General features: G+C 72.3%; 18 protein-coding genes and 3 pseudogenes. 16 read left to right on the forward strand and 5 right to left on the reverse strand.

Features of this window, described 5'->3' with window-relative positions:
* Together AADR41_RS11645 and AADR41_RS11650 are read left to right on the forward strand one after the other, a co-directional pair.
* Positions 1 to 164: pseudogene (locus tag AADR41_RS11645) on the forward strand (MBL fold metallo-hydrolase); the annotation flags it as partial.
* Positions 165 to 197: 33 nt separating this feature from the next.
* A complete protein-coding gene (locus AADR41_RS11650) occupies positions 198 to 527 on the forward strand; it encodes a putative quinol monooxygenase (RefSeq protein ID WP_342281280.1) in 330 nt (109 codons plus the stop codon).
* Positions 528 to 558: 31 nt separating this feature from the next.
* Here AADR41_RS11650 and AADR41_RS11655 read toward each other — a convergent pair whose 3' ends face one another.
* Positions 559 to 1,308, reverse strand: a complete 750-nt coding sequence (locus AADR41_RS11655; RefSeq protein ID WP_342281281.1) for an SDR family oxidoreductase — start codon at positions 1,306 to 1,308, stop codon at positions 559 to 561.
* A gap of 308 nt (positions 1,309 to 1,616) precedes the next feature.
* On the opposite strand from AADR41_RS11655, the pseudogene AADR41_RS11660 reads away from it, so the two are divergent.
* The 4 genes and pseudogenes from AADR41_RS11660 to AADR41_RS11675 all read left to right on the forward strand — a co-directional run bounded on the left by AADR41_RS11660 (position 1,617) and on the right by AADR41_RS11675 (position 5,438).
* Positions 1,617 to 2,048: pseudogene (locus AADR41_RS11660) on the forward strand (EamA family transporter).
* Positions 2,049 to 2,158: 110 nt separating this feature from the next.
* Positions 2,159 to 3,376, forward strand: a complete 1,218-nt coding sequence (locus AADR41_RS11665) for a sensor histidine kinase (protein ID WP_342281282.1) — start codon at positions 2,159 to 2,161, stop codon at positions 3,374 to 3,376.
* A gap of 61 nt (positions 3,377 to 3,437) precedes the next feature.
* Positions 3,438 to 4,172: a response regulator transcription factor gene (locus tag AADR41_RS11670; protein WP_342281283.1), complete on the forward strand. Its 735-nt coding sequence runs from the start codon at positions 3,438 to 3,440 to the stop codon at positions 4,170 to 4,172.
* Between the two features lie 63 nt (positions 4,173 to 4,235).
* Positions 4,236 to 5,438: a cytochrome P450 family protein gene (locus tag AADR41_RS11675; RefSeq protein ID WP_342281284.1), complete on the forward strand. Its 1,203-nt coding sequence runs from the start codon at positions 4,236 to 4,238 to the stop codon at positions 5,436 to 5,438.
* A 37-nt stretch (positions 5,439 to 5,475) separates the two neighbouring features.
* On the opposite strand, the pseudogene AADR41_RS11680 reads toward AADR41_RS11675, so the two are convergent.
* Positions 5,476 to 6,450 (reverse strand): annotated as a pseudogene (locus tag AADR41_RS11680) (Gfo/Idh/MocA family protein); the annotation flags it as partial.
* A 153-nt stretch (positions 6,451 to 6,603) separates the two neighbouring features.
* On the opposite strand from AADR41_RS11680, the gene AADR41_RS11685 reads away from it, so the two are divergent.
* The 7 genes from AADR41_RS11685 to AADR41_RS11715 all read left to right on the forward strand — a co-directional run bounded on the left by AADR41_RS11685 (position 6,604) and on the right by AADR41_RS11715 (position 13,444).
* Entirely contained in the window at positions 6,604 to 7,362 is a 759-nt protein-coding gene (locus tag AADR41_RS11685) for a GntR family transcriptional regulator (RefSeq protein WP_342281285.1), read from the forward strand.
* A 93-nt stretch (positions 7,363 to 7,455) separates the two neighbouring features.
* Positions 7,456 to 8,460, forward strand: a complete 1,005-nt coding sequence (locus AADR41_RS11690; protein ID WP_342281286.1) for a sugar ABC transporter substrate-binding protein — start codon at positions 7,456 to 7,458, stop codon at positions 8,458 to 8,460.
* Between the two features lie 164 nt (positions 8,461 to 8,624).
* Positions 8,625 to 9,638: a sugar ABC transporter substrate-binding protein gene (locus AADR41_RS11695; protein ID WP_446751019.1), complete on the forward strand. Its 1,014-nt coding sequence runs from the start codon at positions 8,625 to 8,627 to the stop codon at positions 9,636 to 9,638.
* Positions 9,635 to 10,687 (forward strand): ABC transporter permease, encoded by a 1,053-nt coding sequence (locus AADR41_RS11700; protein ID WP_342281288.1) that lies wholly within the window; start codon positions 9,635 to 9,637, stop codon positions 10,685 to 10,687. Before AADR41_RS11695 ends, AADR41_RS11700 begins: the two co-directional genes overlap by 4 nt.
* Positions 10,684 to 11,544 carry an ATP-binding cassette domain-containing protein gene (locus AADR41_RS11705; protein ID WP_342281290.1) on the forward strand — a complete coding sequence of 287 codons (861 nt, stop codon included), beginning with the start codon at positions 10,684 to 10,686 and terminating at the stop codon, positions 11,542 to 11,544. Before AADR41_RS11700 ends, AADR41_RS11705 begins: the two co-directional genes overlap by 4 nt.
* Positions 11,545 to 11,675: 131 nt before the next feature.
* A complete protein-coding gene (locus AADR41_RS11710) occupies positions 11,676 to 12,839 on the forward strand; it encodes an ROK family glucokinase (protein ID WP_124721377.1) in 1,164 nt (387 codons plus the stop codon).
* Between the two features lie 14 nt (positions 12,840 to 12,853).
* A complete protein-coding gene (locus AADR41_RS11715) occupies positions 12,854 to 13,444 on the forward strand; it encodes a hypothetical protein (RefSeq protein WP_342281291.1) in 591 nt (196 codons plus the stop codon).
* Between the two features lie 112 nt (positions 13,445 to 13,556).
* On the opposite strand, the gene AADR41_RS11720 is transcribed toward AADR41_RS11715, so the two are convergent.
* On the reverse strand, positions 13,557 to 14,216 hold the full coding sequence (locus AADR41_RS11720; protein WP_342281292.1) for a TetR/AcrR family transcriptional regulator: 660 nt from the start codon (positions 14,214 to 14,216) through the stop codon (positions 13,557 to 13,559).
* 88 nt (positions 14,217 to 14,304) lie between these two features.
* Here AADR41_RS11720 and AADR41_RS11725 point away from each other — a divergent pair, with 88 nt between their 5' ends.
* From AADR41_RS11725 to AADR41_RS11735, 3 genes are read left to right on the forward strand one after another with little or no spacing between them, the layout of a single operon-like run.
* Positions 14,305 to 15,735: a purine-cytosine permease family protein gene (locus AADR41_RS11725; RefSeq protein WP_342281293.1), complete on the forward strand. Its 1,431-nt coding sequence runs from the start codon at positions 14,305 to 14,307 to the stop codon at positions 15,733 to 15,735.
* A gap of 48 nt (positions 15,736 to 15,783) precedes the next feature.
* Positions 15,784 to 17,469, forward strand: coding sequence for an amidohydrolase (locus tag AADR41_RS11730; RefSeq protein WP_342281294.1), 1,686 nt, complete (start codon positions 15,784 to 15,786; stop codon positions 17,467 to 17,469).
* Positions 17,470 to 17,474: 5 nt separating this feature from the next.
* A complete protein-coding gene (locus tag AADR41_RS11735; protein ID WP_342281295.1) occupies positions 17,475 to 18,557 on the forward strand; it encodes a C45 family peptidase in 1,083 nt (360 codons plus the stop codon).
* A 197-nt stretch (positions 18,558 to 18,754) separates the two neighbouring features.
* On the opposite strand, the gene AADR41_RS11740 is transcribed toward AADR41_RS11735, so the two are convergent.
* Complete coding sequence (locus AADR41_RS11740) at positions 18,755 to 19,411, reverse strand: ankyrin repeat domain-containing protein (RefSeq protein WP_342281296.1); 657 nt, start codon at positions 19,409 to 19,411, stop codon at positions 18,755 to 18,757.
* Between the two features lie 153 nt (positions 19,412 to 19,564).
* On the reverse strand, positions 19,565 to 20,125 hold the full coding sequence (locus tag AADR41_RS11745) for a GlcG/HbpS family heme-binding protein (RefSeq protein ID WP_342281297.1): 561 nt from the start codon (positions 20,123 to 20,125) through the stop codon (positions 19,565 to 19,567).
* Positions 20,126 to 20,263 lie beyond the last annotated feature (138 nt).

Here is a 20,263-nt window from a genome sequence, read left to right on the forward strand (position 1 = left end):
TCTGCGGGGACCTGGTCGAGGAGTCCGGCGAACCGCAGGCGGGCCGGGACGCCTTCCCCGCCCGCTGGCCGCTCTCGCTGGACCGGCTGCTGGCGCTGGGCGGCGAGGACGCGGTGTACGTGCCGGGTCCGGTCCGTCCGGCACCATCCGGGTGTGCCCGATGAGTCCGCGTCCAGGGCATATGCGACCCTGGACGCATGATCTTCATCGCCGTCAAATTCACCGTCCGCAGCGAAGAGCGGGACAACTGGCTCCCGGCCGTCGAGCCCTTCACCCTGGCCACCCGGCAGGAGCCGGGCAATGTGTTCTTCGAGTGGTCGTACAGCGTGGAGAACCCCGACCAGTTCGTCCTGCTGGAGGCCTTCGCCTCCCCCGAGGCCGGGGCCGCCCACGTGAAGTCCGAGCACTTCGCGGCGGCCATGGACCTGATGGCGGACCTGGTCGCCGAGACCCCGGAGATCATCAACGTGGAGGTGCCGGGCGAGGGTTGGTCCCGGATGGCGGAGGTCACCCCGCGCCCGCGGTGAGGCCCCCGCGCCTCTTCCGGCGCGGCCCCGGTCAGGCCGCGTGGCCGCCGTCCACCACCAATTCCGCACCGGTGATGTAGCCCGCCTCGGCACCGGCCAAGTAGGCGACGAGGGAAGCGACTTCGTCCGTGGTGCCGAAACGGTCCAGGGCGGTCGCCGCACGCTGGCCGGCGGCGAAGGGGCCGTCGGCCGGGTTGAGGTCCGTGCCGACCGGACCCGGCTGCACCAGATTGACCGTGATGCCGCGCGGGCCGAGCTCGCGGGCGAGCGGCTTGGTGAGACCGGCCAGCGCCGACTTGCTCATCGCGTAGAGGGTGGAGCCGGGACCGCCCGCGTGCCGGCTCAGGGCCGTACCGATGGAGATGATGCGGCCACCGTGCTCCATCAGTCCCGCCGCCGCGCGGCAGGCCAGGAACACCGCCCGCACATTCACCGCGAGCACCCGGTCCGCATCGGCCGGGGTGAGGGTGCCGATGGGGCCGAGTACGCCGATCCCCGCGTTGTTGACCAGGATGTCCAGCCGGCCCAGCGCCTCCGCGGCGCCGGTCACGGCCGCCGGGACCGCATCGGGGTCGGCCGAGTCCGCGCGCAGGGCGACGCCTCGCCGCCCGTACGAGCGGATCCTCGCCACGACCTCTTGGGCGGCCGCCTCGTCCTGTACGTACGTCAGTGCCACGTCGACGCCCTCCCGGGCGAGCCGCACGGCCGTCGCGGCGCCGATGCCGCGGCTGCCGCCGGTGACGAGTGCGGTGCGGGTCGTGCCGGTCACAGTGCTGGTCATGACGGTTCCTCCGTCGGTCGGTGGTGTCCGGGCCGTTGCCCCGACACGGACCAGCAAAGTCGCTGCGCCCGGCCGTCACCGGCGGGAATCGGACCCCTGCCTGGGCTGCGCTCCCCATTGCCCGGCCGGCGCGCACCGATGAGTCTCCACATCTGCCGGCCCGCCGGCCCGGCCGGATCCGGCACCTTCCCGCCCGATGCCCGAGCAGGCTTCTCCGGACAGGGCGACGCCGGTACGGTGATCGTTCCGCGTGCGAGCCGTCGAGGTCTCCACACCTTTTCCCGTGGAGAACCAGGAGAAGCAGCCAGGTGTCCTCGATCGCCGCGCCCGCCCTCGCCCCGTCCCGCCGCGCCTGGCTCACCGATCTGCCCGTGCTGCTCGTCGCCGTCGTCCGGGGTTCGAGCTACCTGGCGGCCAAGGGCATCACCACCGCCCAGACGGTCCTGGCCGTGCTCGTGCTGCGGTTCGCCGTCGTACTGTCCGTGGCCGGCCGGCGCAGGCTGCGGGCGCTTCCTCTTCGTCTTCTGCACGCTCTTCGCCTTCTTCGTGCAGATGTGGTCGGTACGCCGCACCTCGCCGTCCCGGGTCGGCCTGCTGCTCGGCACGGAACCGCTGTGGCCGCCGCCGTGGGCATCGCGATCGGCGGCGAGCGGCTCGGCGTCTGCGGCGCGGCGGGTGCGGTGCTCGTCCTGGCCGGTACCGCCCTGGGCCGCCGCGCGCTCACCCCGGCCGCTTCCTGAGCCGGCCGCCGGGCGCGCCGCCCGTCCGAAAGTCTCGTCTTCCGCGACTTTGGTCGCCGGTCGCCTCCGCACGGCCGGGATCACCTGCCCGGCCTCGGTAGTTTTGTGGCATGACCCGTACGGAATACCGCTGGCTGCTGCCCTCGGCCATGGCCGACCCCGAGCTGCCCGGCGACCGGCCCGGCCGCTCACGACGCACCGTGCGGGACTGGGCCGTCGACCTGACGGCCTTCCTCTGTGCGCTCGCGGTGGGCATGATCACGGTCGCGACGATCGAGGCCGACCCCACCACCCCCGACGGCGTCCTGCTCGCCGACATCGTGGTCGGTGCCCTGGCCTGCTGTGCGCTGTGGGTGCGGCGGCGGTGGCCGGTCGGCGTCGCGGTGGGCCTGGTGCTGATCTCCACGGTCGAGCCGGTCGCGGCGGGGGCGATGCTCGTCGCGCTGTTCAGCGTGGCCGTGCACCGCCCGTTCCGGCCCGTGGTGGCCATCGCGGTGCTGTCCATGGCCCTCGTCCCCGCACAGACGTATCTGCGCCCCGACCCCGAGACCTCGTTCATCGAGGCCGTGGTCATCGGAGTGCTGCTGACCCTGCTGGTGGTCAGCTGGGGCATGGTCGTACGGTCCAGGCGGCAGCTCGTCGTCACCCTGCGCGAACGGGCCCAGCGGGCCGAGGCCGAGGCCGGACTCCGCGCCGAACAGGCGCAGCGGCTCGCCCGCGAGGCCATCGCCCGCGAGATGCACGACGTCCTCGCCCACCGGCTGACCCTGCTCAGCGTCCACGCGGGCGCCCTCGAATTCCGCCCCGACGCGCCGACGGCCGAAGTGGCCCGCGCCGCCGGGGTCATCCGGGACAGCGCGCACGAGGCGCTCCAGGACCTCCGCGAGATCATCGGGGTTCTGCGCAGCCCCGGCGAGAGCGACGGCGACCGGCCGCAGCCCACCCTCGCCACACTGGACTCACTGATCGGCGAGTCCCGGCTGGCCGGCATGAAGGTCACCCTCGACAACCGCGTCGACGACCCCGGCGCGGCCCCCGCCGCCACCGGCCGCACCGTCTACCGCATCGCCCAGGAGGGCCTGACCAACGCCCGCAAGCACGCGCCCGGCACCGAGGTCACCGTCACGGTCGCCGGCGCCCCGGGCGAGGGACTCACCGTCGAGGTGCGCAATCCGGCGCCCACCGAACCCTTCGAGCAGGTCCCCGGCTCCGGCCAGGGACTCATCGGCCTCACGGAACGCGCCACCCTGGCCGGGGGCAGCCTCGACCACGGGCCGCAACCCGGCGGCGGCTTCCGGATCAGGGCCTCGCTGCCGTGGCCGGCCTGACCGCCGCGGGCACCCGGGGGCCCGGCACGGCCGGTCTTCGGGCCTGGCTACGGTGGTCGCCATGACCACCCCGACCCCGATGGACCCCGCGGCCCGGCCCGTCCGGCTGATCATCGTCGACGACGACCCGCTCGTACGCGCCGGACTCACCCTCATGCTCGGCGGCGCCGACGACATCGACATCGTGGGGGAGGGGGCGGACGGCACGGAGGTCGCCGGACTCGTCGACCGGCTGCGCCCCGACGTGGTGCTGATGGACATCCGCATGCCGGGCATGGACGGGCTGACCGCGACCGAGTCGCTGCGCACCCGGCCCGACGCCCCGGAGATCATCGTCCTGACGACGTTCCACGCCGACGAACAGGTGCTGCGGGCCATCCGCGCCGGAGCGGCCGGTTTCGTACTGAAGGACACCCCGCCGGCGCAGATCGTCGACGCGGTACGACGGGTGGCGGCCGGCGATCCGGTGCTGTCGCCCGCGGTGACGCGTCAGCTCATGGCCCGCGCGGCCGGGACCGGGCCCCGCACCGGCCGTGACGACCGGGTGGACCGCGCCGACCGGGCACGGGTGCGGGTCGCCGCACTCGCCGAGCGGGAGCGCGAGGTCGCGATCGCCGTCGCACGCGGCCGTTCCAACGCCGAGATCGCCGCCGCGCTCTACCTCAGCGTGGCGACCGTGAAGACCCAGGTGTCCCGGATCCTGACCAGGTTCAACTTCAACAACCGTGTCCAGATCGCGCTGTTGGTGCATGACGCGGGCCTGCTCGACGATGACGGCACGGAGCCGGCGGCATAGGGTGAACCGGTCGGTCCGAAACGATCGGGCCGACCGGGCCGTCAGACCACAAGGGGCGATCCCATGTCCGATGCCAGTGGCCGTGCCGATGTCGATGTCGATCTGCGCGGGATCGCGGACTTCACCGCGAACCCCTATCCGTACTACGAGAAGCTGCGCGCCGCGGGCCCGGTGCACAGCGTCCGCACCGACGAGTTCGAGCGCGTCTGGCTGGTGGTGGGGTACGAGGAGGCCCGCGCCACCCTCGCCGACCCGCGGTTCGCCAAGGACTGGCGGGGACTGCCGGGCGCACCCACCGAGAGCGACCCCATCTTCCTCAACATGCTGGAGCTGGACGCACCCCACCACACCCGGCTGCGCAAGCTCGTCGCCCGGGAATTCACCGCCCGCCGGGTCGAGGCGCTGCGCCCTCGCGTCCAGCAGATCACCGACGAACTCCTCGACGCGATGGTGCCCGCCGGCCGTGCCGATCTCGTCGAAGCGCTGGCCTTCCCGCTGCCGATGACCGTCATCTGCGAACTGATCGGGGTGCCGGACCTGGACCGCGCCGCCTTCCGCGGGCTGTCCAACGGCGTCATCACCCCGGCCTCGCCGCTCCAGGAGATGGAAGCGGTCCGCGCCATGAACGCGTACCTGCTCGAACTCATCGAGGACAAGCGGTGCTCGCCCGGCGACGACCTGATGAGCGCGCTGGTGCGGACACGCGACGAGGAAGGGGACCGGCTGTCGCCCGACGAACTCGTGGGCATGGCCTTCCTGCTGCTCGTCGCGGGCCACGAGACCACGGTCAACCTGATCGCCAACGGGGTACGGGCACTGCTCGACCACCCCGGCCAGCTGGCCGCCCTCCGCGACGACCCGGAGCTGACCGGCGGTGCGGTCGAGGAGATGCTGCGCTACGACGGGCCGGTGGAGAACGCCACGTTCCGCTACCCGCGCGAGCGGGTCGTGATCGGGCGCCGGACCGTCCCGGCGGGAGCGCCGGTCCTGGTCTCCCTGGCCGGCGCCGACCGTGACCCGGCCCGCTACCCGCGACCGGACACCTTCGACATCCGCCGGGACGCCCGTGGCCACCTGGCCTTCGGGCACGGCGCCCACTTCTGCGTGGGTGCGCCGCTGGCCCGGACGGAGGGCAGGATCGCGATCCGTACGCTGCTGGAGCGCTGCCCCTCCCTCGCGCCGGACCCGGACCCGGATGCGGGGGAGCTGGACTGGATTCCCGGGATGCTGATGCGGGGGGTGCGCGGACTGCCCGTCCGCTGGTGAGCCGGGGCGCCCCGGACCGGGGGACTCGACCTGGAGACGGGCGCCGCTCCCGGCGGGAGACCTCGCACGCCTCCGCGATCAGCAGCGCGGACAACGCCTCCCGGCCGTCGCACGGGTTGGCCCGATCGCCCCGCACCACCCCTACGAACGCGTCCAGTTCGGCCTCGTACGCCGGAGCGAACCGCTCCAGGAAGCCGGGCCAGGGCGAGGAGGGGGCCGGCGGGCCCTGCGGTTCGGCCGAGGTGACCGGTGTACGGCCGTCCAGTCCGACCGTGATCTGGTCCAGCTCGCCCGCCAGCTCCATCCGGACGTCGTAACCGGCGCCGTTGCAGCGGGTGGCCGCCGCCGTCGCCAGGGTGCCGTCGTCCAGGGTCAGCAGCACCGCCGCCGTGTCGACGTCGCCGGCCGCCCGGAACATCCCGGGCCCGGCGTCCGACCCGGCGGCGTACACCTCCGTCACCTCACGGCCCGTCACCCACCGCAGCATGTCGAAGTCGTGGACCAGACAGTCCCGGTACAGCCCCCCGGAGAGCGGCAGATACGCGGCGGGCGGCGGGGCGGGGTCCATCGTCACCGCCCGCACGGTGTGCAGCCGGCCCAGCGCACCGGCCCGCACGGCGTCCCGGGCCGCCGTGTAACCCGCGTCGAACCTGCGCATGAAGCCCAGCTGGAGCACGCTCCCGGACCGGTCTACCTCGCGCAGCGCGCCCAGCGTTCCCAGCAGGTCCAGCGCGATCGGCTTCTCGCAGAACGCCGGGAGCCCGGCCCGCGCCGCCCGGCCGATCAGCTCCGCGTGCGCCGAGGTGGCCGAGGCGATCACCACCGCGTCCACCCCCGCGCCGAACACCTCGGCGGCGCCCGGGACCGCCGTCGCGCCGACGTGCCCGGCGACCTCTGCCGCCCGCGCCCCGTCGGTGTCCGTCACCACCAGGGCGTCCACCTCGGGATGGCGGGCCAGCACGCCCGCGTGGAAGGAACCGATCCGGCCGGTGCCGATGAGTCCGATGCGCATGGACCCAACGTGCCGTCCACCGGCTGCGCTGTCAACCATATGTCCTGACAAGGTGCGCCTTGTTCGTTGGTCATGCTGTCCGGACAACAGGACAACAGGACGACCGGACGACCGGTCTTCCGGAGTTTCTGACGTGAGGGATACCCTCCACGCGTGCCCAAACCCACCACCGACCCGGCCGCACTCGAACTCGGCGTGGACCGTTCCAGCCCGATCCCGCTCTACTTCCAGCTCGCCCAGCAGCTGGAGGCCGCCATCGAGCAGGGCCGGCTCGCCCCCGGCAGCCTCCTCGGCAACGAGATCGAGCTGGCGGCACGGCTCGGCCTGTCCCGGCCCACGGTCCGCCAGGCCATCCAGTCGCTGGTCGACAAGGGGCTGATGGTGCGCCGTCGCGGCGTCGGCACCCAGGTGCTGCACAGCAGGGTCAGGCGCCCGCTCGAACTGAGCAGCCTCTACGACGACCTGGAGGCCACGGGCGGGCACCCCACGACCCGCGTCCTGCGCAACACCGTCGAACCCGCCGACGCGGCGGTGGCCGAGGCCCTCGCGGTCGCCGAGGGCACCGACGTCCACCTCGTCGAGCGGCTGCGGTACGCGCACGGCGAGCCGCTGGCACTCCTGCGCAACCACCTGCCACCCGGGATCGTCGACCTGGACACCGCGCGGCTGGAGGCCACCGGCCTGTACCGGCTGATGCGCGGCGCCGGAATCACCCTGCACAGCGCCCGCCAGACCGTCGGCGCCCGGCTCGCCACCGCCGAGGAGGGGACAGTGCTCGCCGAGGCGGAAGGGGCCGCCCTGCTGACGATGGAGCGCACCACCTTCGACGACACCGGGCGGGCGGTCGAATTCGGCTCCCACATCTACCGGGCCTCCCGCTACAGCTTCGACTTCCAGCTGCTCGTACGGTGACGACGGCCGCCCGGCCCCGTTGACGCCGCGTACCACCACCGCTAGAACTCCTCCAGCCGCACTCGGGCGGCCGGGAGAGAAGGCGGACCCACCATGCGTACCTCTCGCAAGGCAGCAACCCTGATCACCGTCGCGGCCCTCGGTCTGGGGCTCGCCGCCACCGGCTGCAGCGGCTCCGGCGGCCGGAGCGCCGAGGAGAGGCCCGCGCGGGGCGGCGCCGGCGCGGCCGCCGGGACTCCCCGGATGAAGATCGCGATGGTCACGCACTCCGGGGAGGGCGACACCTTCTGGGACATCGTGCAGAGCGGCGCGAAACAGGCGGCGGCCAAGGACAACGCCGAGTTCCTGTACTCCGCGAACAAGGAGGGCAAGGAACAGGCCCAGCTGGTGCAGGCCGCCATCGACCAGAAGGTCGACGGGCTGATCGTCACGCTCGCCAAGCCGGAGGCCCTCAAGGACGTCGTCGCCAAGGCCGTGAGGGCCGGCATACCCGTGGTGACCATCAACTCGGGCGCACGGTTCTCGAAGGAGGCCGGCGCGCTCGGACACATCGGGCAGGACGAGCAGGTCGCGGGTGAGGCCGTCGGCGACGAGCTCGACGCACGGGGCCGCAGGAAGGCCCTCTGCGTCATCCACGAGCAGGGCAACGTGTCGCTGGAGGAACGCTGCGCCGGGGTGCGCAAGACCTTCGGCGGCGAGGTCGAGAACCTGAACGTCGAGGGCACCAACATGCCGGCCGCCACCTCCTCGATCGAGGCGAAGCTCCAGGCAGGCAAGGACATCGACGCGGTCGTCACCCTCGGCGCCCCCTTCGCCGCCGCCTCCGTCAAGGCCAAGGAGGGCTCCGGCAGCAGGGCCGAGATCGACACCTTCGACCTGAACGCCGAGGTCGTCGAACGGCTGAAGGCCCGGGAGGTCGGCTTCGCCGTCGACCAGCAGCCCTACCTCCAGGGCTACCTCGCCGTCGACGGACTGTGGCTCAACCGCACCAACGGCAACGTCGTCGGCGGCGGAAGGCCGGTGCTCACCGGTCCGGCGATCGTCACGGCGAAGGACGTGCCGCAGCTGGAGAAGTACACCGCGCGCGGTACCCGGTGAACCTCCCGCACCCCGCCGCGCCCACCCGGCGCCGACACACGCGTCCCGCCCCTGCCGGGCGGTGCCGGCGACCGCTCGGGGATACTTGGCCAGCCGGGCCGGGAGTACACCATCCCCGGCCCCTCCAAGCAGCACAGCGAGCAGCACAAGAAGGGCACGGCGTCGTGGCAAGGGTTCGGACAGGGGTACGTGCGATGGGCGCCGTGCTTGCGGCGGTGCTCGGGGCTTCCCTCGTGGGATGCAGCAGCACCGGTGGCAAGCGGGCGGAGGAGCGCGCGGCCCGGGCCGCCGCCGAGGGCCGGGCCGCGGTGGACACACCCCGCTGGACCTTCGCGATGGTCACCCACTCGGGCGACGGCGACACCTTCTGGGACATCGTCCAGCGGGGCGCCGAGCAGGCGGCCGTCAAGGACAACATCAAGTTCCTGTACTCGCACAACGACGAGGCGCAGCAGCAGGCCCAGCTGGTGCAGGCGGCCATCGACCAGAAGGTCGACGGGCTGGTCGTCACCCTCGCCAAGCCCGACGCGATGAAGGACGTCGTGGCCAAGGCCACCAGGGCCGGAATCCCGGTGATCACGGTGAACTCGGGCTCCGCGGAGTCCAAGCGGTTCGGCGCCCTCACCCACATCGGCCAGGACGAGTCCATCGCGGGCGAGGCGGTCGGCGAGGAGCTCAACGCACGGGGACGCAAGAAGGCGCTGTGCATCCTGCACGAACAGGGCAACGTCGGCCACGAGCAGCGCTGCGCCGGAGCGAAGAAGACCTTCGACGGCCAGCTGCAGAACCTGTACGTCGAGGGCACCAACATGCCCGACGTCCAGGCGTCCATCGAGGCGAAGCTCCAGGCCGACAAGAACATCGACGCGGTCGTCACGCTCGGCGCGCCGTTCGCGGACGCCGCCGTCAAGGCGAAGAAGACCGCGGGCAGCAGGGCCGAGATCGACACATTCGACCTGAACGCCAAGGTCGCCACCGCCCTGACGGACAAGACCCTCGGCTTCGCGGTCGACCAGCAGCCCTACCTCCAGGGGTACGAGGCCGTCGACCTGCTCTGGCTCTACCGCTACAACGGCAATGTGCTCGGCGGTGGCCGGCCGGTCCTCACCGGACCGCAGATCATCACCTCCAAGGACGCCGCCGAACTGGCCCAGTACACCAAGCGGGGGACCCGATGAGCACGGTTGCCGGACCGTCCGCCCCGGCCGGGACCGACGAGCGGCTGATGCGCACCTCACCGCTGCGCAGGCTGCTCGGCCGCCCCGAGCTCGGCTCGGTGGTGGGTGCCGCGGCCGTCTTCATCTTCTTCTCGATCGTCGCCGACAGCTTCCTGCGCGCCTCCAGCCTCGGCACCGTGCTGTACGCGGCCTCGACGATCGGGATCATGGCCGCGCCGGTGGCGCTGCTGATGATCGGCGGCGAGTTCGACCTCTCCGCCGGTGTGCTGGTCACCAGCTCCGCGCTGGTCTCGTCGATGTTCAGCTACCAGATGACCGCCAACGTCTGGGTCGGCGTCTTCGTGTCGCTGCTGGTCACCCTGGCCGTCGGGGCGTTCAACGGCTTCATGCTGACCCGTACGAAACTGCCGAGCTTCATCATCACGCTCGGTACCTTCCTGATGCTGACCGGCCTCAATCTGGGCTTCACCAAGCTGATCAGCGGCACCGTTTCCACCAAGGCCATCGGCGACATGGAGGGCTTCGACTCGGCCCGCAAGGTCTTCGCCTCGCAGTGGACGATCGGCGGCGTCGAGTTCAAGGTCACCATCCTGTGGTGGGCGGTCCTCGTCGCGATCGCCACCTGGATCCTGCTCCGTACCCGCTTCGGCAACTGGATCTTCGCGGTCGGCGGCGAGGCCGACGCGGCCCGCGCGGTCGGCGTACCGGTGATCCGCACCAAGATCGGGCTCTATCTCGGGGTCGCCTTCGCCGCCTGGGTCTCCGGCCAGCACCTGCTGTTCTCCTTCGACGTGGTGCAGTCCGGAGAGGGCGTCGGCAACGAGCTGATCTACATCATCGCGGCCGTCATCGGCGGCTGTCTGATCACCGGCGGTTACGGCTCCGCGATCGGCTCCGCGGTCGGCGCCTTCATCTTCGGCATGACCAGCAAGGGCATCGTGTACGCGGAGTGGAACCCGGACTGGTTCAAGTTCTTCCTCGGAGCCATGCTGCTCCTGGCCACCCTGCTCAACGCATGGGTACGCAAGCGCGCGGAGGCGACGAAATGACGGCCCCCAAGGCACCGGCCGACCGGGAGGCGCCCCACCGGGCGCTCGTCGAGCTGGACCACGTCAGCAAGTTCTACGGAAACATCAAGGCACTGACGGACGTCTCGCTGGAGGTCCACGCGGGCGAGATCTCCTGCGTGCTCGGCGACAACGGCGCCGGCAAGTCCACCCTGATCAAGATCATCGCGGGGTTGCACCGGCACGACGCCGGGACCTTCCTCATCGACGGCGAGGAGACCACTCTCGCCAACCCGCGCGACGCGCTGGACCGCGGCATCGCCACGGTCTACCAGGACCTGGCCGTCGTCCCCCTGATGCCGGTCTGGCGCAACTTCTTCCTCGGCTCCGAGCCGACCACCGGCGCCGGCCCCTTCAAGCGCCTCGACGTGCGGCTGATGCGCGAGACGACCCGCTCCGAGCTGCTGCGCATGGGCATCGACCTGCGCGACGTCGACCAGCCGATCGGCACCCTCTCCGGCGGCGAGCGCCAGTGCGTCGCCATCGCGCGGGCCGTGTACTTCGGCGCCAAGGTCCTCGTCCTGGACGAGCCCACCGCCGCGCTCGGCGTCAAGCAGTCCGGGGTGGTGCTGAAGTACGTGGCGGCCGCCCGCGACGCGGGTCTCGGCGTGGTCCTCATCACGCACAACCCGCACCACGCGTATCTCGTCGGGGACCGTTTCGTCCTGCTGAAGCGGGGCGCCATGTCCGGCAGCCACACCAAGGAGTCCATCACCCTGGACGAGCTGACCCGTCAGATGGCGGGCGGCAGCGAGCTGGAGGAGCTCAGCCACGAGCTGGAACGGGCCCCCGCGCCGACGCATCTGGGCGGCCACCCGGTCAAGGGCGACGCCGAGTAGCCCCGGCCGGTACCGGCCCCGTACCCGCCGGTCCGCCAGCCCAGGTGCCCCGGCAGTGGCAGAATCGAGCCCGACGGGCGCAGTCCGCCGCCGGGAGCACCGCCTCCGGCCCCCCAGACCCCGCAGGGACGATGAGCACGTACCGCGACTTCACACACCGCGGCTCCGCCCGCGCCACCGTCCTTCGGACAGTGGGCACCAGGGAGCGGCGCTCGCACCTCACGGCACCGCGGGTACCCACCGTCGGCATCGACATCGGCGGTACGAAGGTGATGGCGGGCGTCGTCGACGCCGACGGCAACATCCTGGAGCAGCTGCGCACCGAGACGCCGGACAAGTCCAAGAGCCCCAAGGTCGTCGAGGACACCATCGTCGAGCTGGTCCTGGACCTCTCCGACCGGCACGATGTGCACGCCGTCGGCATCGGCGCGGCCGGCTGGGTCGACGCGGACCGCTCCAAGGTGCTCTTCGCCCCGCACCTCGCCTGGCGCGACGAACCGCTGCGCGACGCCCTCGCCTCCCGCCTCGTCGTCCCCGTCATGGTCGACAACGACGCCAACACCGCCGCCTGGGCGGAGTGGCGGTTCGGCGCGGGCCGCGGCGAGGACCACCTCGTCATGATCACGCTCGGCACCGGCATCGGCGGCGCGATCCTGGAGGACGGCCAGGTCAAGCGCGGCAAGTACGGCGTCGCCGGTGAGTTCGGCCACATGCAGGTGGTGCCCGGCGGGCACCGCTGCCCCTGCGGGAACCGCGGCTGCTGGGAGCAGTACAGCTCCGGCAACGCCCTGGTGCGCGAGGCCAAGGAGCTGGCCGCCGCGGACTCCCCGGTGGCGCACGGGATCATCGAGCGGGTCAAGGGCAACATCCCCGACATCACCGGGCCCCTCATCACCGAACTGGCCCGCGAGGGCGACGCGATGTGCGTCGAGCTCCTCCAGGACATCGGCCAGTGGCTCGGCGTCGGCATCGCCAATCTGGCCGCCGCGCTCGACCCCTCCTGCTTCGTCATCGGGGGCGGCGTCAGCGCCGCCGACGACCTGCTCATCGGACCCGCCCGGGACGCCTTCAAGCGCCATCTCACCGGCCGCGGCTACCGACCCGAGGCCCGGATCGCCAAGGCCCAGCTCGGCCCGGAGGCGGGTATGGTCGGCGCGGCCGACCTCGCCCGGCTGGTGGCCCGCAGATTCCGCCGTGCCAACCGCCGCCGGGTCGAACGGTACGAGCGGTACGCCCAGATCTACGACCAGGCAGCGAGCACCATCCGCAATACGCGCAACACCCGCACCTCCTAGGGATCCCCAGACACATGACCGCAGCCGAGCACCCCGTCCTGCCGCGTCAGTCCACGCCGCCCGACGACGGCCGGCCGCCGCAGGACCGGCGCCGGACGATCCGCCGCAGGCTGATCACGGCGACCATCATCGTGCTGCTCATCGGCATCCCGGCCGGCTATCTGCTGATCTCCGCCGGGCAGAGCCGCCGCGCCGGTCAGAACAAGGAGGCCGAGGCCTCCGCGCAGGGGCTCCGGGAGGGCTGGCCGTCCCGGATGCAGCGCCGGATCTTCGAGCTGCCGATGCCCGGCAACTCCCTGGACGTGCAGTACTACGAGACCAACAACTGGAAGGCGAGCCGGCTCTACGTGGAGTTCCGCACCACGTCCGCCGGGCTCGACCGCTTCCTCGGCCGGATGGGCAGCGGCCGCTCCGACCTGGAGCCCGGCAGGGTGACCATCGGCGACCGCGACCGGAAGGTCTCGGGCTGGCAGTTCGGCTCCGGGGTCGAATGGGCGGGCACCAGGCACACCAACAAGGACCCGCGTCCCACTCAGGACATCATGGTGAACATGACCGACCCGATGAACCCCGTCGTGTACGTGGTCTCCGCGGCGACCCCCTGAGCGCCGACCCCGCCCCCGCAGGCTCTGCCGACCACCTGCGTCACCTGCATCGCCTGCGTCACCCGTGTCACCTGCATCACCCGCGCCACCCACGTCACCCGCGTCATCCGCGTCACCCGGCGGCGGCCGTCCCGGCCGGTCGCGCGCGGGCGCGCAGTGTCCCCGGCGCAAGGCCCAGCCGGGACTCGGCCGTCTCGATGGCCACATCGCCGTAGTCCGGGCCGTCCTGCGGCGCGTCGTCGTTCGCGTACGCCCCCAGCCCGTCGACCGTGATGAGGATGTGCAGGGCCGCCCCGACCTCGTCGTCGGTCGTGAACTCTCCGGCCCGGACACCCTTGCCGACCAGGGCGACCACCTCGGCGCGCGTCTGTGACTCCTGCGCGCCCACGGCCTCGCGCAGCGCCTCCTTGAACCTGCTGAGGTGCCGCGCGTTGAGCCACAGGCGGCTCAGGTCCCGGTGGTCGCCGTCCGTCAGGCGCACCAGGAAGCGTGCCAGCCGCTCCACGGGCGGCAGATCCTCCTCGTCCGAGGGCAGCAGCGACCCGCGTTCCGTCGTGGCGGCGAAGGCGAACGCCTCGCCCAGGAGACGGTCCGCGACCGGGAAGTAGTGGCTGATCAGACCGGGGCGGACACCCAGGGCGTCGGCGACGCGGCGCAGCGTGATCCGCTCCAGCCCCTCCTCCAGTCCGATGCGGGCGGCGGTCCGCAGTATCTCCGCGCGGCGCTGCTCGGGCAGCTTCCTGGATTGCTTCGGCCGACCTCTTGACGTCATGGACCAAAGGTTATTGGATCGGTGACCAATAAGTTGTTGGCCATGTGCCCAATAAAGGCAGCGTCGCCCGGACATCCGAGAGGCCTCGATGACGACACCACCCACCACCGCCGCAGGAGCCCTCGACGGGCAGGGCTCCGAGCGCCCGGGGCAGCCGGAGACCCGCGGGATCGACCTGATTCCCGCCGACGAGCGCGGCGGTCGCCCACGGCAGCTCTTCGCGGTCTGGGCGGCGCCGAACGTCAGCTATCTGAGCCTCGTCGTCGGCGCCACGCTGATCCTGATGGGGCTCACGCTCCCGCAGGCCGTCGGCATCATCCTGGCCGGGAACCTGCTGTGGATCTGTACGGGCGTCATCGCGGCCGGCGGTCCGGCCGCCGGTACCAGTGGGTCGGTCATCTCACGCGCGTTCCACGGCGTCATCGGCAACAAATTCGTGCTCGTCCTGACCGGCTGGCTCATCGCCGCGGCCTATCTCGCCCTCAACTGGTCGGCCGCCTCGGTCGCGGGCATCGCACTGGCCGCCCGGACGGGTCTGCCGGACAACGCGGCCGTCCACGCGAGCGTCATCGTCCTCATCGCCGCGGCGACGCTGCTGATCGCCATCTACGGATACGCGACGATCGTCCGCCTCTACACCGCGCTCAGCGTCCTGTTGACCGTCGTGTTCATCGTGGTCACGGGATACGTGCTCGCCGGGACGGACTGGTCCTACGCCCCGGCGGAGCCCCTCAGGGGCGGTGCGCTGGTCGCCACGATCGGCATCGGCTTCGCCATCATCGCCTCCACGCCGCTCTCGTACAGCAACAGCCCCGACCTGGCCCGCTACCTGCCGCGCGACAGCAGCCCGTTCGCCGTGGCCGGCTGGACGGCGCTGGGCGCGTACGTGCCCAGCGTCCTGTTCACCACGGTCGGCGCCCTCGCCGCCACCACGCTCGACATGACCGACCCGCAGGCCGCGCTGGAGGGCATTCTGCCGGGCTGGTTCGTCCCCGTCTTCGTCGTCGCGGTGGTCGTCAACACCATGGCGAACAACGGAATGACGGCCTACAGCGCCAGCCTGTCGATCCAGTCGGTCGGCGTCCGGCTCGCACGCATCCCGGCCGTCCTGACCATCGGCGTCCTCGGCACGGCCATGACGCTGTACGCGATCCTCGTCCAGGACTTCCTGACGAGCGTCAACACCATGCTCCAGCTCGTGGTCGTCGTGACCGGTCCGGCCATGGCGGTAGCCGTGACCGACCTCGTCATGCGGCGCAACCGCTACAACGGGGCGGACCTGATCAAAGAGGAGCGCGGCGGGCCGTTCTGGTACCACCGCGGTGTCCACTGGTCCGGCATCCTCGCGCTGGTCGGCGGCGGCGTCACCGCCCTGATGTGGGTGAACACCACCTTCTGGACCGCCCCGCTCGCGCGGCTCATGGGCGATGTCGACCTGTCGGTCCCGGCCGGCATGGGTGTCGCCGCCGCCGTCTACTGGGCCGCCGCCCGCATCCTGCGGACCGTTCCCCGTCCCTGACGGTTCCCGCCGCCCGCCCCCACGTACAGCACCACCGGAAGGAAACCCGTGTACGCCGATGTCATCGTGACGGCCGACCACGTGGAGACATTCGCCGAGGAGTCTCCCCACCCGCGGACCGACGAGGCTCCAGACCCGCGGGCGACCGCCACCGCCACCCCTGTGGCCACCGCGAACGCGATCGCGATCCGCGACGGCCGCATCCTCGCGATCGGCGCCGCCCCGGACCTCGAACCGGTGCGCGGCCCCGGCACGGTCGTCCACACGTTCCCGGGCGCCACGATCCTGCCGGGCCTCACCGACGTCCACGCCCACCCGGTGTGGGGGTCGATCGAGATCGGCAGCGGCGTGGACCTCTCCGGCGCCTCGACGCTCGACCAGGTGTTCAGCTGCCTGGCCGACGCCGCTCAGGGGCGGCCGGCGGGCGACTGGATCACCGGCTTCGATCTCGACGTCAACGTCTTCGACGAAGAACCCACCGGCACCGTGTTCGCGGACCCGTTCCCCGGCCGGCCGATCTCGCTGATGACGCGGGACGCGCACGCGCTCGTCGTGAGCCCCCGCGCGGTCGAAGTCGTCGGGCTCACCGGCCGCGAGACGTTCACCGACGCCTCGTCCGTCGAGGTCGGACCGGACGGCCGCCCCACCGGTCACGTGGTCGAGCTCCAGGCGATGGACCTGGTGTTCGCCCACTACCCCGAGGTGCCGGTGGACACCGCCGCCGGGTACGTGCGCCACCAGCTCGACATCCTCGCGCGCAGCGGGCTGACCGCACTGCACGCGCTCGACTTCACCGACCCGTCCGAATCCGTGTACCGGCACATCGAGGAGCACGGGGAACTGCCGCTGCGCATCCGCTGCTCCCCGCTGGTGCCGGCCGACTCGGCCCCCGAGGTGTGGCAGGACATCGCCGACCAGCAGGGACTGCGTGGGCGGCGCTGGCACGTCGAGGGCGCGAAGTTCATGCTCGACGGCACGGCGGACAACGGCACGGCGTGGTTCGAGCGGCCGGACACCCACGGCGAGAACCGGGAGCCGCTCTGGCGCGACCTCGACGCCTACCGGGCCGCCGTGCGGTTCTTCACCGAACGCGGCATCCCGACCGCGACCCATGCCATCGGCGACCAGGCCGTGCGGTTCGCGCTCGACGTCATCGAGGAGGTCGGCCCGGCCGGCCGCGCCCCCCACCGCATCGAGCACATCGAGTCCGTCCCCGACGACCTCCTCGGACGGTTCGCCGAACTCGACGTGGTGGCAAGCCTCCAGCCCGTCCACGGCACCCGGCACACCCGGGCCGACGCCACGGACAACTGGTCACGGCGGATCGGACCCGACCGCGTCGCCCACGGCTGGCGCACCCGCGACCTGCTGGACCACGGTGCCGTCGTGGCACTCGGCTCCGACTGGCCGATCGGTCCCGGGGACCCGCGCATCGGCCTCGCCGACTGCCAGCTCCGACGCCCGGTCGAGGAGCCGGACACCGCGCCCGTCCAGCCCGGCCAGGCGATCTCCGCCCGCGAGGCCTACACCGGAATGACGGCAGCGGCCGCCCGCGCCGCCGGAGCCTCGCACGAGCTCGGCCGGATTGTGCCGGGCCATCTCGCCGACCTCACCGTCTTCGCCGCGAACCCGCTCGGCCTCGCCCCCGAAGCACAGCCCGGCAACCCCGTCCTCGCGACGGTCGTCGGCGGAGCGGTGCAGCTCCACCCGAACAGCACAGAAGGAAACCAGTGACCGCCATGTCCATCCCCCGCCCCGAGAACCGTCCCCACATCGAGGTCGCGGCCACCGACCCCTACGAGCGCGGCGTCGCCCGGGGCGAGCAGCTCCACGACGGCATCCCCGCCGCGATCGAGGTGTACGACCGGCTCTTCGCGCTCGGCGGCATCACCGCCGCCCGGGTACGGGAGGACGCCGAGCGCGCCCTCGAAGCGACCGGGCGCTTTTGGCCCGCGGCCCGCACCGAGATCGCGGGCATCGCCAAGGGGGCCGGTGCCGAGGAGTGGCGCGTGGCAGCGCTCAACGCCCGCACCGAGATCCTGGCCCGCAGCGTCGCCGTGCCACCGGGGGAGTGCACCACGATCGTGCGCCGCGACGGGGCCGCGGGCACCTTCGGCGTCCAGACGTGGGACTGGCACGTCGAGCTCAACGGCATGTGGCACACGCTGGAGTCGCGCGGCGGCGCCCATGACGTCGTCGGCCTCACCGAGAACGGCATCCTCGGCAAGATGGGCGTCAACAGCGCCGGTCTCGCCCTGCACTTCAACATCCTCGGCCATGTCGACGACGGCATCGGCGGCATCCCCGTCCATGTGCTCTCGGCGATCGTCCTCGAAGAGGCGGGGAGCGTCGCCGAGGCCGTCGAGATCATCCGCAGCGCGCCGCTCGCCTCGTCCGGATCGTTCGCGCTCTTCGACGAGAGAGACGCCGTGCTGCTCGACATGAGCCCCGTCGGCATCTTCGAGACGCGTCCCGAGAACGGCACGCTGCTGCGTACGAACCACTTCCTGACGCCGACGCCGGCCGCGGGCGAGAAGACCTGGCTCTACCAGCCCGATTCGGGCGAGCGCTACGACTTCGTCCGCGACCGCCTCGCCCGCAGGCAGCCGCCGACCACGGTCGACGAGCTCGCGGACTTCCTCGTCACCGGGGCGGGCGAGCCCCCGGTGACCTGCCTGCCCGACCCGGACATGCCGCTCGGCCGGCGTTGGGCCAGCCTCGCGACCATCACTCTCGAACCCGCGACGCGCACCGCCAGGATCCTCGACGGCACGCCCGCCGACATCGGCGTACGCGACTGGCGGATCCTCACCGCCGGCTGATCCCGGCGCCGCGCCCACGGGCCCGGACGACGACGAGCGGACCGGCCGGGCCCCATGACCCGGCCGGTCCGCTCGCACAGTGTGATCCTCGCCCGCACCACGGCCGGCGCCCGACCGCCGACCGTCGACGGCCCACGACCGAGGGCGGACCATGACCGAGGGCGGACCATGACCGACGGCGCACCTGCGGCAGCCGCCTACCGCACGGCCCGCAGCAGACCGGCGATCTCGGTGAAGCCGTGCCGCTCGGCGTGCTGGAGGGGCGTGACCCCCTCGCCGTCCGGGAGGTCGGCCGTGGCACCGGCGGTGATCAGCAGCTCGATGATCTCCTGGTGCTCCGGCCCGCCGTCGCCGAGGATGACGGCCTCCAGCAGCGCGGTCCAGCCGAGCCGGTTGACGTGGTCGACGTCGATGCCGGTCTCGCGGAGGACGGCCCGGACGTAGTCGACGTGGCCGCGCTCGCTCGCGGGGATGAGGGAGGTGCCGCCGAAGCGGTTCGTCACCTTCGGGTCGGGGCCCGCCGGGAGCAGGGCGCGCATCATGGCGACGCTGCCGGTGACACCGGTGACCAGCCAGGGGCTGTCGAGGCGGTCGTCCTGGGCGTCGGGGTCGGCGCCGGCGGCGACCAGCGTCTCGGCGACGGCCACATGACCGGCGAGCGCGGCCAGCAGCAGGGGCGTGCGCAGATGTGCGTCGCGGGCCTCCACCGCGGCGCCGGCGGCGAGCGCGGCCCGCACGGTGTCGGCGTCACCCGCCTCGGCGGCGAGCAGCAGATCGCGGTCGAGGGCGTTCGACGCGGCGCTCCTCGACCGCCGGGGGATCCGGGTGCGCAGCGCGGACAGGGTCGTCGTCATCGTCGTGCGCACCGCGATTCCGATCCCCGCTCTCAGGGCCGCGCGGACGCGGACGGAGGAGAGAGGGGACCGGCGGTGCACGGTACGGGGGGTTCCGTGCACCGCCGGGGTCACAGCGGCCGTACCTCGCAGAGGCGTCGGCATGGCCAATGGCTACTTGGCGAGCTCGGCGACGCCGGCCCGGGCGAACTTCTCGTCCAGGTCGCCGCTCGGGGCGCCGGCCACGCCGATGCCGGCGATCGGGGCACCCTTGACCGTGACCGGGGCGCCGCCGGCGAGGAACAGGGTGCCGGGGATGTCCTTCAGGGTCGGGGCGTTGGCCAGGCGCTTGGCGAGCTCGGAGGTGGGGGCGTTCCAGGAGACGGCGGTGAACGCCTTCTTCTGGGCCGCGTCGTAGGACTGCGGGCCGGCGCCGTCGCCGCGCAGGGTGACGACGGTGTTGCCGTTGCGGTCGACGACGGCGACGGAGACGCGCTGGTTCTCCTTCTTCGCGGCGTCGAGGGTGGCCTCGGCGGCCTCGATCGCGGCCTTGACCGTCAGGTGCGTCGTGCGCATCGTGTTCTTGTTCTTCACGTCGGCCTTGGCGACCGCGGCGGCGGGTGCGGCGGCCGGAGCGGCGTTCGCCGAGACCGCGCCGAAGGCACCGGCACCGAGGGCGGCGGCGAGGGTCACGCCGGTGGCCAGGACGCGGGTCCGCTTGGAGATCTTCTTCATGATGGCTGTTCCTTGTGGTCGTCGCTCGGGTCCGGGGCCCGGGCGGTCCCGGGGCGGGGAGGCCGGGAGGACCTGCGCCGTCCCGCTCCGGGATCAATCCTGCGGCCGTGGTGGGCCTCGGCCGGTCGACCCGGCGGC

The organism is Streptomyces sp. CLV115 (assembly GCF_038448545.1).
In the GTDB taxonomy this organism is placed as follows: domain Bacteria; phylum Actinomycetota; class Actinomycetes; order Streptomycetales; family Streptomycetaceae; genus Streptomyces; species Streptomyces sanglieri.

What these genes read in the sequence shown, in the direction of transcription:
- AADR41_RS11650 (WP_342281280.1), top strand. Translation starts at nt 198, where the DNA reads ATGATCTTCATCGCCGTCAAATTCACCGTCCGCAGCGAAGAGCGGGAC.
- AADR41_RS11725 (WP_342281293.1), top strand. Translation starts at nt 14,305, where the DNA reads ATGACGACACCACCCACCACCGCCGCAGGAGCCCTCGACGGGCAGGGC.
- AADR41_RS11675 (WP_342281284.1), top strand. Translation starts at nt 4,236, where the DNA reads ATGTCCGATGCCAGTGGCCGTGCCGATGTCGATGTCGATCTGCGCGGG.
- AADR41_RS11720 (WP_342281292.1), bottom strand. Translation starts at nt 14,216, where the DNA reads ATGACGTCAAGAGGTCGGCCGAAGCAATCCAGGAAGCTGCCCGAGCAG.
- AADR41_RS11705 (WP_342281290.1), top strand. Translation starts at nt 10,684, where the DNA reads ATGACGGCCCCCAAGGCACCGGCCGACCGGGAGGCGCCCCACCGGGCG.
- AADR41_RS11740 (WP_342281296.1), bottom strand. Translation starts at nt 19,411, where the DNA reads ATGACGACGACCCTGTCCGCGCTGCGCACCCGGATCCCCCGGCGGTCG.
- AADR41_RS11670 (WP_342281283.1), top strand. Translation starts at nt 3,438, where the DNA reads ATGACCACCCCGACCCCGATGGACCCCGCGGCCCGGCCCGTCCGGCTG.
- AADR41_RS11665 (WP_342281282.1), top strand. Translation starts at nt 2,159, where the DNA reads ATGACCCGTACGGAATACCGCTGGCTGCTGCCCTCGGCCATGGCCGAC.
- AADR41_RS11745 (WP_342281297.1), bottom strand. Translation starts at nt 20,125, where the DNA reads ATGAAGAAGATCTCCAAGCGGACCCGCGTCCTGGCCACCGGCGTGACC.
- AADR41_RS11735 (WP_342281295.1), top strand. Translation starts at nt 17,475, where the DNA reads ATGTCCATCCCCCGCCCCGAGAACCGTCCCCACATCGAGGTCGCGGCC.
- AADR41_RS11700 (WP_342281288.1), top strand. Translation starts at nt 9,635, where the DNA reads ATGAGCACGGTTGCCGGACCGTCCGCCCCGGCCGGGACCGACGAGCGG.
- AADR41_RS11690 (WP_342281286.1), top strand. Translation starts at nt 7,456, where the DNA reads ATGCGTACCTCTCGCAAGGCAGCAACCCTGATCACCGTCGCGGCCCTC.
- AADR41_RS11710 (WP_124721377.1), top strand. Translation starts at nt 11,676, where the DNA reads ATGAGCACGTACCGCGACTTCACACACCGCGGCTCCGCCCGCGCCACC.
- AADR41_RS11655 (WP_342281281.1), bottom strand. Translation starts at nt 1,308, where the DNA reads ATGACCAGCACTGTGACCGGCACGACCCGCACCGCACTCGTCACCGGC.
- AADR41_RS11715 (WP_342281291.1), top strand. Translation starts at nt 12,854, where the DNA reads ATGACCGCAGCCGAGCACCCCGTCCTGCCGCGTCAGTCCACGCCGCCC.